Below are 15,918 nucleotides of genomic sequence, written 5' to 3'. Positions count from 1 at the left end.
AGCGTCAGCGCCGGGCGTCGGCGAGAGATTCCCGCGCCTTGTCGATCGACTTCTTTGCCTCATCGGCAACGTGCTCGGCATTGAAGCCGTACTCCTGGAAAAGGACCTTGCCGTCGGCCGAAGCACCGAAGTGTTCCAGGGAAACGATGCGGCCGGCGTCCCCGACGTACTTGTGCCAGGTCAGACCGATACCGGCCTCGACCGCGACACGGGCCTTCACGGACGGCGGGAGGACACTGTCGCGGTACTCGCGCGACTGCTCCTCGAACCACTCCACGGACAGCATGGACACGACGCGGGTGGGCACCCCGTCGGCCTCCAGCCGCTCGCGCGCCTCGACGGCCACGTGCACCTCGGAACCGGTGGCGACGAGGACGACCTCCGGCGAACCGTTCGACGCCTCGAAGAGGATGTAACCGCCACGAGCGGCATCCTCGTTGGGCTCGTACGTCGGCACGCCCTGACGGGTCAGCGCGAGGCCGTGCGGGGCGCCCTTGCCGAACACCTTGGTCCAGCGCCGGAGGATCTCGCGCCAGGCGATCGCGGTCTCGTTGGCGTCGGCCGGGCGGACCACGTTCAGGCCCGGGATGGCGCGCAGCGAGGCGAGGTGCTCGACGGGCTGGTGCGTCGGGCCGTCCTCACCGAGACCGATCGAGTCGTGCGTCCACACGTACGTCACCGGCAGGTGCATCAGCGCCGACAGCCGCACCGCGTTGCGCATGTAGTCGGAGAACACGAGGAACGTGCCGCCGTAGACACGGGTGTTGCCGTGCAGCGCGATGCCGTTCATCTCCGCGGCCATGGAGTGCTCGCGGATGCCGAAGTGGATCGTGCGGCCGTACGGGTCCGCCTCGGGCAGCGGGTTGTCCGCCGGGAGGAACGACGAGGTCTTGTCGATCGTCGTGTTGTTGGAGCCCGCGAGGTCGGCCGAGCCGCCCCACAGCTCGGGGATGATCGCGCCGAGCGCCTGGAGCACCTTGCCGGACGCGGCACGCGTGGCGACACCCTTGCCGGGCTCGAAGACCGGGAGCTTCTCCTCCCAGCCGGCCGGCAGCTCGCCCGCGGCGATCCGGTCGAACTCGGCGGCCCGCTCGGGGTTGTTGTCCCGCCACAGCTGGAAGGACTTCTCCCACTGAGCCTTCGCGTCCGCGCCGCGCTCCAGCGCCCCCCGGGTGTGGGCGATGACCTCGTCGGCGACCTCGAAGGACTGCTCCGGGTCGAAGCCGAGGACGCGCTTGGTCGCGGCCACCTCGTCGTCGCCGAGCGCCGAGCCGTGCGCGGCCTCGGTGTTCTGCGCGTTCGGGGCGGGCCAGGCGATGATCGAGCGCATCGCGATGAAGGACGGCTTGTCCGTCACCTTCTTCGCTTCCTCGACCGCGTTGTAGATCGCGTGCGGGTCGAGGTCGCCGTCCGGCTTCGGGGCGATCCGCTGCACATGCCAGCCGTAGGCCTCGTACCGCTTGACGGTGTCCTCGGAGACGGCCGTCTCGGTGTCACCCTCGATCGAGATGTGGTTGTCGTCCCACAGCAGGACCAGGTTGCCCAGCTTCTGGTGGCCGGCCATCGAGGACGCCTCGGCGGCGATGCCCTCCTGGAGGCAGCCGTCACCCGCGATCACGTACACGAAGTGGTCGAAGGGGGACTCGCCCTGCGGGGCCTCCGGGTCGAACAGACCGCGCTCGTAGCGGGCGGCCATCGCCATGCCGACGGCGTTGGCGACACCCTGGCCCAGCGGGCCGGTGGTGGTCTCGACACCCACTGTGTGGCCGTACTCGGGGTGACCGGGGGTCTTCGAACCCCACGTACGGAAGGCCTTCAGATCGTCCAGCTCAAGGCCGAAACCGGCCAGGTAGAGCTGGGTGTAGAGGGTCAGGGACGAATGGCCCGCGGACAGCACGAAACGGTCGCGGCCCACCCAGTCGGCGTCCGCCGGGTCGTGCCGCATCACCTTCTGGAAGAGGGTGTAGGCGGCGGGGGCCAGGCTCATCGCCGTACCGGGATGGCCGTTGCCGACCTTCTGTACGGCGTCGGCGGCCAGGACGCGGGCGGTGTCGACGGCCCGCTGATCCAATGCGGTCCACTCGAGGTCTGTGGTGGTCGGCTTGGTGCTCACCCTGGGTCAGGGCTCCTCTCCACATGTCGAATACCGGCTGTTCCGGGCACGCGCCCACCGGCTGCCGGGGGACTGGATGCCCACCGGCCGCTGTCGAGCCTACCCCTGCGGGGACGTGCGTTTTTTCGAGTCATTCCAGACTGCCGGGCCTTGCTGCGATCCGCCCACCGGATGGCCGGAACCGCATTCGGCACATGAATACGGAGCCGCTCATCTGACTGCTCAATCGAGCCCCAGTACGACTCATGGGAAGCCCCCCGCACCCCCTCCCCCACCCCCTCCTCCGGGCCCCTCCCAACACGACCCCACCCCCGCGAAGGCCGGGGTATGGGCAACGTCTACAGTGGCGTGGTACGCGTGAGCCTTTACCCCGCATTCACATGGGGAGGCTTGCTGGGAGTCTCTGTCAGGGGTGTGCGTGACGGCCGTTGAATCCCGTCCAGTGGGTGGGGGTACCACCCACGCCCATTGGGCAGTGGGGGAGATCGGGACGAGCCAGAGCCCGAGCCGGCGGCGGCCGTTCGGTGCCCGGGTCAAGGCGTTCGTGGAGCTGACCAAGCCGCGGATCATCGAGCTGCTGCTGATCACCACCGTTCCGGTGATGTTCCTGGCGCAGCAGGGTGTGCCCGACCTCGGCCTGGTGCTGATCACCTGCCTCGGCGGCTACCTCTCCGCGGGCGGCGCCAACGCGCTGAACATGTACATCGACCGCGACATCGACGCCCTGATGGACCGCACCTCACAGCGTCCGCTGGTCACCGGCATGGTCAGCCCGCGCGAGTGCCTCGCCTTCGGCATCACCCTCGCGGTCGTCTCGACCCTTCTCTTCGGTCTGGCCGTCAACTGGCTGTCCGCCTGGCTGTCCCTCGGAGCGCTCCTCTTCTACGTCGTCGTGTACACGATGATCCTCAAGCGGCGCACCGCGCAGAACATCGTGTGGGGCGGCATCGCCGGCTGTATGCCGGTGCTGATCGGCTGGTCGTCGGTGACGAACTCCCTGTCCTGGGCCCCGGTCGTCCTCTTCCTCGTGATGTTCTTCTGGACGCCGCCGCACTACTGGCCGCTGTCCATGAAGGTCAGGGACGACTACGCGCGCGTGGGCGTCCCGATGCTGCCGGTCATCGCCTCCAACAAGGTCGTCGCCAGGCAGATCGTGATCTACAGCTGGGTGATGGTCGCGGTGTCGCTGCTGCTCACCCCGCTCGGCTACACCGGCTGGTTCTACACGGCCGTCGCGCTGGTGGCGGGCGGCTGGTGGCTGTGGGAGGCGCACGCCCTGCAGAACCGCGCGAAGGCCGAGGTGACGGGCGGCAAGCTGAAGGAGATGCGGCTGTTCCACTGGTCCATCACCTATGTCTCGCTGCTGTTCGTGGCGGTCGCGGTGGACCCCTTCCTGCGCTAGCTCCTTCCTGCCCCAGCCCCTTCCGGCGCCGCGGCCGGGGNGGGGTGCGTGGTCAAGGCCACGCACCCCGGCCGTCGCCGTTTGATCTACCCGTCGGTAGCATCCTGACCATGGCAGACACGGCAGACACGCAGCAGGTTGACGCGAAGGACGGGCGCCGCGTCGCCCGGCTCGCGAAGCAGATCAGCGCCTTCTCGAAGCAGCACGGCGGGGCCGAGGGCCAGGTCGCGTACATCGGGGAACGCGGGGCGAGGATCGTCCTCGTCGGCGAGGACGGCGGCTGGGGCGACCTCGTGGCGCCCTCGGTGGAGATCGCCGAGAAGGCCGTGGAGAAGGCCGGCATCACCGTCCACGAGTCCTTCGACGGCGAGTTCGCGGCGAAGGTGCGGACCGGGCCGTACGAATGGACGCGCATGGCCGGAATCCAGGTGGGCGGACCGAGCAACGGCTGACCCACCCAACACCTGACACCGGGTTCACCCGTTAGGACCTTCAGCGGTACGAGGTCCAGTCACGGGAGTCCCGATGATCGAAACGCCGTCCCTGGTGGACCAGTACTGCCACGGCGTGCTCAGAACGGAGCTGGGTCTCGGCACCTTCGAGGCCCGGCTGGCCCGTACCGAGGGCCCGCCCGCACCCGGTACGACCCTCTTCGACACCCAGACCGGGTTCGCCGTACGCCGCTGGTGCCCCCCGCTGCTCGGCCTGGAACCGCACTGCACACCCGCCAGCTATCTCGCCCGGCGCCGTGAACTCGGCGTACTGGAATCGGGCCGCAGACTGCTGCGCGGCAGCGGCATCACGACCTACCTCGTCGACACCGGACTGCCCGGCGACCTCACCGGCCCCGCCGAGTTGGCCTCCGCCGCGGCCGCCGAGGCCCGTGAGATCGTCCGCCTCGAACTCCTGGCCGAACAGGTCGCCGACACCTCCGGCACCGTCGAGGCGTTTCTCGCCAATCTCGCCGAGGCGGTCCACTCGGCCGCCGCCGGCGCCGTCGCCTTCACCTCCGTCGCCGGCGTCCGGCACGGCCTCGCCCTGGCGCCGGAACCGCCCGGCCCCGGCGAGGTGCGGGGCGCCGCGGGCCGCTGGCTGGCCGCCCGCCGCGTCGGCGGCGAGTTGAGCGACCCCGTGCTGCTACGGCATCTGCTGTGGATCGCCGTCGCCTCCGGACTGCCGCTCCAGCTGCACGCCGGGCTCGCCGAGCCGGGCCTGCGCGTCGACCGCACCGACCCCGCGCTGCTGACCGACTTCGTTCGCGCCACCGCGGGCCTCGGCACCGACCTCGTCCTGCTCCACGGCTACCCCTACCACCGCCATGCGGCCCATCTCGCCGCCGTCTTCCCGCACGTGTACGCCGACTCCGGCGCCGCGCTCGTGCGCACCGGCGCCCGCGCCGCGACGGTCCTCGCGGAGATCCTGGAACTGGCCCCCTTCGGCAAGATCCTGTTCTCCAGCGGGGCGCAGGCCCTGCCCGAGCTGCACGTGGTGGGCGCACGGTTGTTCCGCGAGGCCCTGGGCCGGGTCCTGGGCGGCTGGGTCGCCGAGGGCGCGTGGTCCCTGACGGACGCCCAGCGGGTGGCGGGGATGGTGGCGGAGGGGAACGCCCGGCGGGTGTACGGGCTGGGGTGACCGCGACCGAGCCTTCCTCCGCTGCGGTTCGGCAGCACCCCAGAGGGGCGCGGGGAACTGCGCGACCAGCCACAACGACGCCGCAGACGAAAGACGGCGCATGGCGCGGCCTGTCCAGCGGAGCGCTCAGGCGTTCGAGCCGACCGCGGCCTCCGCCGCCGGGCCCGGCAGGTCGGCCGTCGCCCCCGGGCGCTCGCGCAGCGCCAGCAGCACCAGCAGTACCCAGATCCACATCAGCGCCGAGCCGAGCATGTGCAGGCCCACCAGCACCTCGGGGAGGTTCGTGAAGTACTGGACGTACCCGATGACGCCCTGCGCGAGCAGCATGAGGAACAGCTCCCGGGTGCGGTTCAGCGGGCCCCGCGGAGCGTCGACCGCCTTGAGGATGAACCACAGGGCGAAGGTCAGCGTCACCACGATCCACGCGAGCACCGCGTGCAGCTTGGACACCGTCTCCCAGTCCAGCGGCATCCGCTCGACCTCGCTGGAGTCACCCGCGTGCGGGCCCGCGCCGGTCACCACGGTGCCGACGGCGATCAGCAGCGCCGAGGCCGCGACCAGGAACCACACCAGCTGCTGCACCGGCTTGCCGACCAGCGGCCGGGGCTGCCCGTCGCCCTCCCGGGTGCGCTGCCACATCACCGCGGCGACGGCGATCAGCGCCGAGGTGAGCAGGAAGTGCGCCGCGACCGTGTACGGGTTGAGGCCGACCAGCACCACGATCCCGCCGAGGACCGCGTTGCTCATCACCAGCCAGAACTGCGCCCACCCCAGCCGGGTCAGCCCCGCGCGCCGCGGCTTCTCGGAGCGGGCGGCGATGATCGCCCAGCCGACGGCGGCGCACAGGACGTACGTCAGCATGCGGTTGCCGAACTCGATGGCACCGTGGAGGCCCATCGCACTGGTCGCGGTGAGCGAGTCGGCGGTGCACTTGGGCCAGGTCGGGCAGCCGAGGCCGGAGCCGGTGAGGCGTACGGCACCGCCGGTGACCACGATGACCACCGCCATCACGAGCGCGGACAGGGCCGCCCGCTGAACCGTCCGGGGGGCGGGGGTCCAGCGTTCGGAAATGAAGGCGAGCGGGTTGCGCACGGCCGCCAGGGCGTCGGCGCGGGTCACGTTTGGCACGCACACCATCGTAGGCCGCCGCTTGTGCACGCTTTCACGAGGGTCGGGTCTCGACGAGGGCCGAGTCCAGAAGGGGTTGCGGAGCGCGCACACCCAAGCGGCCGCGTGCCCGCCTCACTCCCAGCGGAAGAACCGCCCCGCCGCAGCGAGCCCGGCCACCGCCCACGCCGCCAGGATCCCCAGGTCCCCCCACGGCATGCCCGCGCCGTGCTGGAGGACGTCCCGCAGGCCGTCGGAGAGGGCCGAGATCGGCAGCAGGCCGAGGACGTCCTGGGCGGCGGAGGGGAACTTGTCCAGCGGGACGACGACCCCGCCGCCCATGAGCAGCAGCAGGAAGACCAGGTTGGCGGCGCCCAGGGTCGCCTCCGCCTTCAGGGTGCCCGCCATCAGCAGACCGAGGCCGGAGAAGGCCGCCGTGCCGAGGACGAGGAGGAGCAGGACGGCGAGGGGGTTGCCGTGCGGGTCCCAGCCCAGCGCGAAGGCGATCACCGTCAGCAGGACGACCTGGAGGACCTCGGTGACCAGCACGGACACGGTCTTCGCCGCCATCAGCCCCCAGCGGGGGAGTGGGGAGGACGCGAGCCGCTTCAGGACGCCGTAGCGGCGCTCGAAGCCCGTCGCGATGGCCTGGCCCGTGAAGGCCGTGGACATGACGGCCAGGGCGAGGATGCCGGGGGCGAGGAAGTCCACCGCCTCGCCCGCGCCGGTGTCGACGATGTCCACGCTGCTGAACAGCACCAGCAGCAGCGTCGGGATCACCACGGTGAGCAGCAGCTGCTCACCGTTGCGCAGGAGCATCCTCGTCTCCAGCGCCGCCTGCGCCGCGATCATGCGGGGGAGGGGGGCCGCGCCCGGCTTGGGCGTGTAGGTGCCGGTGGCGGTCACGAGCGCAGCTCCTTGCCGGTCAGTTCCAGGAAGACGTCCTCCAGGGTGTGGCGTTCGACCGAGATCCGGTCGGGCATCACGCCGTGCTGCGCGCACCACGACGTGACCGTGGCCAGCAGCTGTGGGTCGACCTTGCCCGTCACCCGGTACGAGCCCGGTGTCAGCTCGTCCGCCAAGGAGTCGGCGGGCAGGGCCTTGAGCAGGGAGGCGACGTCGAGGCCGGGGCGGCCGGTGAAGCGCAGGGTGTTCTCGGCGCCGCCGCGGCACAGCTCCTCGGGGGAACCCTGGGCGATGACCCGGCCCGCGTCGATGATCGCCACGTCGTCGGCGAGCTGCTCGGCCTCGTCCATGTGGTGGGTGGTCAGGATGACCGAGACGCCGTCGGCGCGCAGGTCCCGGACCAGGTCCCAGGTGGCGCGGCGGGCCTGCGGGTCGAGGCCCGCGGTCGGCTCGTCCAGGAACACCAGCTCCGGGCGGCCGACGACCGCCATCGCCAGCGCGAGCCGCTGCTGCTGGCCGCCGGAGAGCCTGCGGTACGTCGTCCGGCCGCAGGAGCCGAGCCCGAGCCGCTCGATCAGCGCGTCCACGTCCAGCGGATGCGCGTGCAGCTTCGCCACGTGCCGCAGCATCTCGTCGGCCCGCGCACCCGAGTAGACGCCCCCGGACTGCAGCATCACCCCGACCCGGGGCCGCAGCTCGGACGCCTGTGCGACCGGGTCGAGCCCGAGTACGCGTACGGTGCCGGAGTCCGCCGTGCGGTACCCCTCACAGGTCTCGATCGTGGTCGTCTTGCCGGCGCCGTTGGGTCCGAGGACGGCGGTGACGCCCGCCCGGGCCGTCAGCTCCAGGCCGTCCACCGCGGTCTTCGTCCCGTACCGCTTCACCAGGGCCTGGACCCGGACGACAGGCTCAGTTCGCATGGGTCCAGAGTCTAGGTTCGCTCGTGGGGGCTCAGACGTGGGGGTGCCCCCGCTCGAGCGGAGCCGAGAGTGGGGGAGGGTACGGGAACCGGCCACGCGCTCCGGCGGACGCCGGTGTGACCGTCCCGTTCACTCCTCCTCCCGGGGCCGGTGGATCGCCAGCCACCGTTCGGCGTAGGCCACGGCGTCCGCGACCGGGAACAGGCGTGCCTCGGCCGCGCCCACCTTCCCCCGTAGGACGGGACGGTCCCGTTCGAAGTCGTGGCCCAGCTCGTCGAAGCGGTCGGAGTCGATCGACACCTCGGTCACCACCTCCCAGCCGCCCGGCCCGGGCCGGGCCACCTCCACCAGCGGGGCGGGGATCCGGTACTCGGCGAGGTGGAAGCTGGTGCAGGTGTCGTATCCCGCGCCGAGGAGCAGCACCCGTGCCCCCGCCTTCTCCAGCCGGGCCAGCGGGCTGTGCTCACCCAGCCGGCAGTCGGGAGCATGGCCCTCGACGATCTCCGCCGCGTGTGCCCCCAGTGCCGCGAAGGACGTCTGCGGGTGCGCGCTGCGCAGGGCCCCGGGCCAGGTGCGCACGGTCTCCGGGATCACCCCGAGCCCTCGGCTGGGGGTGACGAGGGGGTCGTAGGCGGGCATGGTGGCCCGGATCGTCTCCCACCACTCCTCGGGCACCGGCGGATTGCTCCACACCGCCGGATCGGACAGGTCCCCGGACTGCGTCGGGACCACGAGCGTGCCGTCCGGGCCGAGGGCGTCGCGTAGTCCCTGGACGACGGCGACGGCGCCTCCGCATACCCAGCCGAGCGAGCTGAGGGAGGAGTGGACGAGGAGGGTTTCTCCCGGTTCGACACCCAGGTGGCGCAGCTGGGCCGCGAGGGTCTCCCGGGTGACAAGTGGGCCGGTCGGAGGGGGTGTGGGCATGGTTGTGCAGTGTCCCCGGAGGGGGCGCGGAGGGCCACCGGTTTTATCGGGCGTTTGATCGATCAATGATCGTTTCCGCAGGTCAGATTAGGTATGCCTAAGTGACGCAGGGCACCGTCGGGCGGACCGGACGCGGCTTGCCTGCCTCTGAGGAATTACGCAACAATGGCGTTGTGAAAAACGTCGGCGAGGCTCGGGAGACCCCCAGGGGGACCCCTCAGGAGGAGCTCGCGACCGGGGAGCGCTCGACGCGCAACCGGGTCGCGCGGTCCATCCTGGACCACGGGCCGTCGACCGTCGCCGAGCTGGCCGACCGGCTGGGGCTCACCCCCGCGGCCGTACGCCGCCACCTCGACGCGCTGGCCGCCGACGACGTCGTACAGCCCCGGGAACAGCGGGTGTACGGAGCGCGCACGCGCGGCCGCCCGGCGAAGGTCTTCGCCCTCACCGACTGCGGCCGGGACGCCTTCGACCAGTCCTACGACACGCTCGCCGCGGACGCGCTCCGCTGGATCCAGCAGCAGTTCGGCGGGGACGAGGCCGTCGTCGCGTTCGCGCGCGCACGGATCGCCGAGCAGGCCGCCGCCTACCGCGCGGCCATCGAGGCCGCCGCCCCCGAGGCGCGCACCGAGGCACTCGCCAGGGCCCTGAGCGCCGACGGGTACGCTGCTACGGCGCGCAGCGCACCGGTCGGCGAGCAGCTGTGCCAGCACCACTGCCCGGTCGCCCACGTGGCGGAGAAGTTCCCGCAGCTCTGCGAGGTCGAGACCGAGATCTTCTCCACGCTGCTCGGAACACACGTCCAGCGACTGGCCACCATCGCCCACGGCGACGGGGTGTGCACGACGTTCATCCCCAAGATTTCCCAGACCACTCATCACGCATCTGCAAGCACGGCCGGGAGGAACCCCGCATGACTCTCCCCACGGAGACTGCCCACCCCGAACTCGAGGGTCTGGGCAAGTACGAATACGGCTGGGCCGACTCCGACACCGCCGGTGCCTCTGCGCGGCGCGGCATCAACGAGGACGTCGTCAAGGACATCTCCTCGAAGAAGTCCGAGCCGGAGTGGATGACCAAGCTCCGCCTCAAGGGCCTGCGGCTCTTCGACAAGAAGCCCATGCCGAACTGGGGCTCCGACCTGTCCGGCATCGACTTCGACAACATCAAGTACTTCGTGCGCTCCACGGAGAAGCAGGCGGAGTCCTGGGAGGACCTGCCCGAGGACATCAAGAACACCTACGACAAGCTGGGCATCCCGGAGGCCGAGAAGCAGCGCCTCGTCGCCGGTGTCGCCGCCCAGTACGAGTCGGAGGTCGTCTACCACCAGATCCGCGAGGACCTGGAGGAGCAGGGCGTCATCTTCCTCGACACCGACACCGCCCTGAAGGAGCACCCGGAGCTCTTCAAGGAGTACTTCGGCACCGTCATCCCCGCCGGTGACAACAAGTTCGCCGCGCTGAACACCGCCGTGTGGTCGGGTGGCTCCTTCATCTACGTGCCGAAGGGCGTGCACGTCGAGATTCCGCTCCAGGCCTACTTCCGCATCAACACGGAGAACATGGGCCAGTTCGAGCGGACCCTGATCATCGTCGACGAGGGTGCCTACGTGCACTACGTCGAGGGCTGTACGGCCCCGATCTACAAGTCGGACTCCCTGCACAGCGCGGTCGTCGAGATCATCGTCAAGAAGAACGCCCGCTGCCGCTACACGACCATCCAGAACTGGTCGAACAACGTCTACAACCTGGTCACCAAGCGCGCCGTCGCCTACGAGGGCGCCACCATGGAGTGGATCGACGGCAACATCGGCTCCAAGGTGACGATGAAGTACCCCGCCGTCTACCTCATGGGCGAGCACGCCAAGGGCGAGACCCTCTCCATCGCCTTCGCGGGCGAGGGCCAGCACCAGGACGCCGGTTCCAAGATGGTCCACATGGCGCCGAACACCTCCTCCAACATCGTCTCCAAGTCGGTGGCGCGGGGCGGCGGCCGTACCTCCTACCGCGGTCTCGTCGAGATCGGCGAGGGCGCCCACGGCTCCAAGTCCAACGTGCTGTGCGACGCGCTGCTCGTCGACACCATCTCCCGCTCCGACACCTACCCCTACGTGGACGTCCGCGAGGACGACGTGTCCATGGGCCACGAGGCGACCGTCTCCAAGGTCTCCGAGGACCAGCTCTTCTACCTGATGAGCCGCGGTCTCTCCGAGTTCGAGGCGATGGCGATGATCGTGCGCGGCTTCGTCGAGCCCATCGCGAAGGAGCTGCCGATGGAGTACGCGCTGGAGCTCAACCGGCTGATCGAGCTGCAGATGGAAGGCGCGGTCGGCTGACGCCCGCCCCTGACGCAGCACGCAGATTACTGACGTAGGAAGAGAGCAAACCGACAGCCATGGCTGAGGCTCAGAACTCCCCCACCTTCGGCTCCGCTCAGGCGGGGGGACCCCCATCGGTGGGCAGCACCACCGCCGGCGCGATCGCGGTCGCCGCCGAGTCGACCGTCGCCACGCGCATGAGCGCGCCCCCGTCCTTCGACGTCGCGGACTTCCCGGTCCCGCACGGCCGCGAGGAGGAGTGGCGGTTCACCCCGCTGGAGCGCCTGCGCGGTCTGCACGACGGCACCGCCGTCGCCACCGGCGAGGGCGTCAAGGTCGCCGTCGAGGCCCCCGAGGGCGTCACCGTCGAGACCGTCGACCGTGACGACCCGCGCCTCGGCAGGGCGGGCACCCCCGTGGACCGCGTCGCCGCCCAGGCGTACTCCGCGTTCGAGAAGGCCGGCGTGATCACCGTCCCCAAGGAGACGGTCCTCACCGAGCCGATCCGCATCGCGGTGCACGGCGAGGGCGGGGTCGCCTACGGCCATCAGGTCGTCGAGCTGGGAGCCTTCGCCGAGGCCGTCGTCGTCATCGACCACACCGGTGACGCGGTCCTCGCCGCCAACGTCGACTACATCCTTGGGGACGGCGCCAAGCTCACCGTCGTCTCGGTCCAGGACTGGGACGACAAGGCCGTGCACGTCGGTCAGCACAACGCGCTGATCGGCCGGGACGCCACCTTCAAGTCGTTCGTGGTCACCTTCGGCGGCGACCTCGTACGTCTCCACCCGCGCGTCGCCTACGCCGGTACCGGCGGCGAGGCCGAGCTCTTCGGCCTGTACTTCACCGACGCGGGCCAGCACCAGGAGCACCGCCTCCTCGTGGACCACAACACCCCGCACTGCAAGTCGAACGTGGCCTACAAGGGCGCCCTCCAGGGCAACGACGCGCACGCGGTGTGGATCGGTGACGTGCTGATCGAGGCCAGGGCCGAGGGCACCGACACCTACGAGATGAACCGCAACCTGGTCCTCACGGACGGCGCGCGTGTCGACTCCGTGCCGAACCTGGAGATCGAGACCGGCGAGATCGTGGGCGCCGGCCACGCCTCCGCCACCGGCCGCTTCGACGACGAGCAGCTCTTCTACCTGATGGCCCGCGGCATCCCGGCCGACGAGGCCCGCCGCCTGGTGGTCCGCGGCTTCTTCGCCGAGCTGGTCCAGCAGATCGGTGTCCCGGACATCGAGGAGCGCCTGCTCGCCAAGATCGAGACCGAGCTGGAGACCGTGTCTGGATCGGGCCGATGACCTTCGTACGCGCCTGTGGGCTCAGCGAACTGGAGGAGGACACCCCGAAGCGGGTGGAACTCGACGGCACGCCGATCTCGGTCGTCCGAACCGAGGGAGAGGTGTTCGCCATCCACGACATCTGCTCCCACGCGAACGTCTCGCTCTCCGAGGGCGAGGTGGAGGACTGCCAGATCGAGTGCTGGCTGCACGGCTCCTCGTTCGACCTCCGCACCGGCAAGCCGTCCGGCCTTCCCGCGACGCGCCCCGTCCCCGTATACCCCGTCAAGATCGAAGGGGACGACGTGCTCGTCTCCCTCACCCAGGAGTCCTGAGGCCACCATGGCAACGCTTGAAATCCGAGACCTGCACGTCACCGTCGAGGCCGACAACGCCACGAAGGAGATCCTCAAGGGCGTCGACCTCACCGTGAAGCAGGGCGAGACGCACGCCATCATGGGCCCCAACGGCTCCGGCAAGTCGACCCTCGCCTACTCCCTCGCGGGCCACCCGAAGTACACGATCACCGGCGGCACCGTGCTGCTCGACGGCGAGGACGTCCTGGAGATGTCCGTCGACGAGCGCGCCCGCGCGGGCCTGTTCCTGGCGATGCAGTACCCGGTCGAGGTCCCCGGCGTCTCGGTCTCCAACTTCCTGCGCACCTCCGCCACCGCCATCCGCGGCGAGGCCCCCAAGCTGCGCACCTGGGTGAAGGAGGTCAAGGAGGCCATGGAGCGCCTCAACATGGACCCGTCCTTCGCCGAGCGCAACGTCAACGAGGGCTTCTCCGGCGGTGAGAAGAAGCGCCACGAGATCCTGCAGCTCGAACTGCTCAAGCCGAAGGTCGCGATCCTCGACGAGACGGACTCCGGTCTGGACGTCGACGCCCTTCGCATCGTCTCCGAGGGCGTCAACCGCGTCCGCGAGACCGGCGAGGTCGGCACCCTGCTGATCACGCACTACACGCGCATCCTGCGCTACATCAAGCCCGACTTCGTCCACGTCTTCTCCGCCGGTCGGATCGTGGAGTCCGGCGGCGCCGAACTCGCCGACAAGCTGGAGGACGAGGGCTACGAGGCATACACGAAGGGTGGCGTATCCGCGTGACCCCTTCCCGCCATGGGCTCCCCGGCCTCCTCGACACCGAGGCGATCCGCAAGGACTTCCCCGTCCTGGACCGCCTGGTCCACGACGGCAAGAAGCTCGTGTACCTGGACAACGCGGCGACCTCGCAGAAGCCGCGCCAGGTGCTGGACGTCCTGAGCGAGTACTACGAGCGCTACAACGCCAACGTCCACCGCGGTGTGCATGTGCTCGCCGAGGAGGCCACGGCGCTGTACGAGGGCGCGCGCGACAAGGTCGCCGCGTTCGTCAACGCCCCCAGCCGCGACGAGGTGATCTTCACCAAGAACGCCTCCGAATCGCTGAACCTCGTGGCGAACATGCTCGGCTGGGCCGACGAGCCCTACCGGGTGGACCACGAGACCGAGATCGTCATCACCGAGATGGAGCACCACTCCAACATCGTGCCGTGGCAGCTGCTGGCGCAGCGCACGGGCGCGAAGCTGAAGTGGTTCGGCCTGACGGACGACGGCCGCCTCGACCTGTCGAACATCGACGAGATCATCACGGAGAAGACGAAGATCGTCTCCTTCGTCCTGGTCTCGAACATCCTCGGCACGGTCAACCCGGTCGAGGCGATAGTGCGCCGCGCCCAGGAGGTCGGCGCCCTCGTCTGCATCGACGCCTCCCAGGCCGCACCCCACATGCCCCTGGACGTCCAGGCCCTCCAGGCCGACTTCGTGGCCTTCACCGGCCACAAGATGTGCGGCCCGACCGGCATCGGCGTGCTGTGGGGCCGCCAGGAACTCCTGGAGGACCTGCCCCCGTTCCTCGGCGGCGGCGAGATGATCGAGACGGTGTCGATGCACTCCTCGACGTACGCCCCGGCCCCCCACAAGTTCGAGGCGGGCACCCCGCCGATCGCGCAGGCGGTCGGCCTCGGCGCGGCGATCGACTACCTGAACGCCATCGGCATGGACAAGATCCTCGCCCATGAGCACGCGCTCACGGAGTACGCCGTCCGCCGTCTGGCGGAGGTCCCGGACCTGCGGATCATCGGCCCGACGACGGCCGAGGACCGGGGCGCCGCGATCTCCTTCACGCTCGGCGACATCCACCCGCACGACGTGGGCCAGGTCCTCGACGAGCAGGGCATCGCGGTCCGCGTGGGCCACCACTGCGCCCGCCCGGTCTGCCTGCGGTACGGAATTCCCGCGACCACGCGAGCGTCGTTCTATCTGTACTCCACGCCGGCCGAGATCGACGCACTGGTCGACGGCCTGGAGCACGTACGGAACTTCTTCGGCTGAGGGGCGTGCTGAAACCGTGCTGTGTCTGCCCGGGGGACAACCCCCGGACCCCCGGCCGAAGAACCACGCGACGGACGATGGGACGCGAGGTATCTCGTTGTGAAACTGGACTCGATGTACCAGGAAGTCATCCTGGACCACTACAAGCACCCGCACGGGCGTGGTCTGCGGGACGGCGACGCCGAGGTGCACCACGTCAACCCCACCTGCGGCGACGAGATCACCCTGCGCGTGAAGTACGACGGCACGAGGATCGAGGACGTCTCGTACGAGGGCCAGGGCTGCTCCATCAGCCAGGCCAGTGCGTCCGTCCTGAACGAACTCCTGGTCGGCAAGGACGTGTCCGAGGCGCGGAAGATCCAGGAGACCTTCCTGGAGCTGATGCAGTCCAAGGGCCGGATCGAGCCCGACGACGCGATGGAGGAGGTGCTGGAGGACGCGGTCGCGTTCGCCGGTGTCTCCAAGTACCCGGCCCGGGTCAAGTGCGCTCTCCTGAGCTGGATGGCGTGGAAGGACGCGACGGCCCAGGCCCTGGGCGGGGCCGACGCCGAGAGGAGGACGGCATGAGCGAGACCGTTGAGATGAAGCCGGCCTCGGAGGAGGAACTCCGCGAGGCGCTGTACGACGTGGTCGACCCCGAACTGGGCATCGACGTCGTCAACCTGGGCCTGATCTACGGCATCCACATCGACGACGCGAACATCGCCACGGTCGACATGACCCTGACGTCGGCGGCCTGCCCGCTGACGGATGTCATCGAGGACCAGGCCAAGTCCGCCACGGACGGCCTCGTCAGCGAACTGCGCATCAACTGGGTCTGGATGCCGCCGTGGGGTCCCGACAAGATCACGGACGACGGCCGCGAGCAGCTGCGCGCGCTGGGCTTCAACGTCTGAGTTCACCCGAGGCGTCTCAGGCCGAGCGGACGGAAGCGGGGGG

The 15,918-nt window shown here is 70.0% G+C and carries 16 protein-coding genes; 11 read left to right on the top strand and 5 right to left on the bottom strand.

Features of this window, described 5'->3' with window-relative positions:
* Positions 1–4: 4 nt before the first annotated feature.
* On the bottom strand, positions 5–2,113 hold the full coding sequence (gene tkt, locus ACLZN2_RS37320; protein WP_416984020.1) for a transketolase: 2,109 nt from the start codon (positions 2,111–2,113) through the stop codon (positions 5–7).
* Between the two features lie 412 nt (positions 2,114–2,525).
* On the opposite strand from tkt, the gene ACLZN2_RS37315 reads away from it, so the two are divergent.
* The 3 genes from ACLZN2_RS37315 (at position 2,526) to ACLZN2_RS37305 (ending at position 5,147) form a co-directional block, all read left to right on the top strand.
* Complete coding sequence (locus tag ACLZN2_RS37315) at positions 2,526–3,515, top strand: heme o synthase (protein ID WP_416984019.1); 990 nt, start codon at positions 2,526–2,528, stop codon at positions 3,513–3,515.
* Positions 3,516–3,625: 110 nt separating this feature from the next.
* On the top strand, positions 3,626–3,967 hold the full coding sequence (locus ACLZN2_RS37310; protein ID WP_416984018.1) for a hypothetical protein: 342 nt from the start codon (positions 3,626–3,628) through the stop codon (positions 3,965–3,967).
* A 73-nt stretch (positions 3,968–4,040) separates the two neighbouring features.
* A complete protein-coding gene (locus ACLZN2_RS37305; RefSeq protein ID WP_416984017.1) occupies positions 4,041–5,147 on the top strand; it encodes an amidohydrolase family protein in 1,107 nt (368 codons plus the stop codon).
* Positions 5,148–5,273: 126 nt separating this feature from the next.
* Here the strand turns inward: ACLZN2_RS37305 and ACLZN2_RS37300 are convergent, their stop codons facing one another.
* The 4 genes from ACLZN2_RS37300 to ACLZN2_RS37285 form a co-directional block, all read right to left on the bottom strand.
* Positions 5,274–6,284, bottom strand: a complete 1,011-nt coding sequence (locus tag ACLZN2_RS37300; RefSeq protein ID WP_416984016.1) for a COX15/CtaA family protein — start codon at positions 6,282–6,284, stop codon at positions 5,274–5,276.
* A gap of 105 nt (positions 6,285–6,389) precedes the next feature.
* Complete coding sequence (locus ACLZN2_RS37295; protein WP_416984089.1) at positions 6,390–7,106, bottom strand: ABC transporter permease; 717 nt, start codon at positions 7,104–7,106, stop codon at positions 6,390–6,392.
* A gap of 50 nt (positions 7,107–7,156) precedes the next feature.
* Positions 7,157–8,080 (bottom strand): ABC transporter ATP-binding protein, encoded by a 924-nt coding sequence (locus tag ACLZN2_RS37290; RefSeq protein WP_416984015.1) that lies wholly within the window; start codon positions 8,078–8,080, stop codon positions 7,157–7,159.
* A gap of 129 nt (positions 8,081–8,209) precedes the next feature.
* Positions 8,210–9,004, bottom strand: a complete 795-nt coding sequence (locus tag ACLZN2_RS37285) for an aminoglycoside N(3)-acetyltransferase (protein WP_416984014.1) — start codon at positions 9,002–9,004, stop codon at positions 8,210–8,212.
* Positions 9,005–9,177: 173 nt separating this feature from the next.
* On the opposite strand from ACLZN2_RS37285, the gene ACLZN2_RS37280 reads away from it, so the two are divergent.
* From ACLZN2_RS37280 to ACLZN2_RS37245, 8 genes are all read left to right on the top strand, one after another.
* On the top strand, positions 9,178–9,921 hold the full coding sequence (locus ACLZN2_RS37280; RefSeq protein ID WP_416984013.1) for a helix-turn-helix transcriptional regulator: 744 nt from the start codon (positions 9,178–9,180) through the stop codon (positions 9,919–9,921).
* Positions 9,918–11,339: a Fe-S cluster assembly protein SufB gene (gene sufB, locus ACLZN2_RS37275; protein ID WP_416984012.1), complete on the top strand. Its 1,422-nt coding sequence runs from the start codon at positions 9,918–9,920 to the stop codon at positions 11,337–11,339. The genes ACLZN2_RS37280 and sufB overlap by 4 nt, the downstream gene beginning before the upstream one ends.
* Before the next feature lie 59 nt (positions 11,340–11,398).
* The gene (gene sufD, locus ACLZN2_RS37270; protein ID WP_416984011.1) at positions 11,399–12,628 is read left to right on the top strand and encodes a Fe-S cluster assembly protein SufD; all 1,230 of its coding nucleotides are present in this window, start codon (positions 11,399–11,401) and stop codon (positions 12,626–12,628) included.
* Positions 12,625–12,942: a bifunctional 3-phenylpropionate/cinnamic acid dioxygenase ferredoxin subunit gene (locus tag ACLZN2_RS37265; RefSeq protein WP_416984010.1), complete on the top strand. Its 318-nt coding sequence runs from the start codon at positions 12,625–12,627 to the stop codon at positions 12,940–12,942. The genes sufD and ACLZN2_RS37265 overlap by 4 nt, the downstream gene beginning before the upstream one ends.
* A gap of 7 nt (positions 12,943–12,949) precedes the next feature.
* The gene (gene sufC / locus ACLZN2_RS37260; RefSeq protein WP_416984009.1) at positions 12,950–13,714 is read left to right on the top strand and encodes a Fe-S cluster assembly ATPase SufC; all 765 of its coding nucleotides are present in this window, start codon (positions 12,950–12,952) and stop codon (positions 13,712–13,714) included.
* Positions 13,711–14,979, top strand: coding sequence for a cysteine desulfurase (locus ACLZN2_RS37255; protein WP_416984008.1), 1,269 nt, complete (start codon positions 13,711–13,713; stop codon positions 14,977–14,979). Before sufC ends, ACLZN2_RS37255 begins: the two co-directional genes overlap by 4 nt.
* A gap of 99 nt (positions 14,980–15,078) precedes the next feature.
* Positions 15,079–15,546 (top strand): Fe-S cluster assembly sulfur transfer protein SufU, encoded by a 468-nt coding sequence (sufU, locus tag ACLZN2_RS37250; RefSeq protein WP_416984007.1) that lies wholly within the window; start codon positions 15,079–15,081, stop codon positions 15,544–15,546.
* The gene (locus ACLZN2_RS37245; protein ID WP_123978062.1) at positions 15,543–15,875 is read left to right on the top strand and encodes a metal-sulfur cluster assembly factor; all 333 of its coding nucleotides are present in this window, start codon (positions 15,543–15,545) and stop codon (positions 15,873–15,875) included. The genes sufU and ACLZN2_RS37245 overlap by 4 nt, the downstream gene beginning before the upstream one ends.
* Positions 15,876–15,918 lie beyond the last annotated feature (43 nt).

This window comes from Streptomyces sp. T028, assembly GCF_048159505.1.
Taxonomy (GTDB): Bacteria; Actinomycetota; Actinomycetes; order Streptomycetales; family Streptomycetaceae; genus Streptomyces.
Note: the sequence above shows the minus strand (reverse complement) of the source record. Positions and strands in the feature narration are given on the sequence as shown.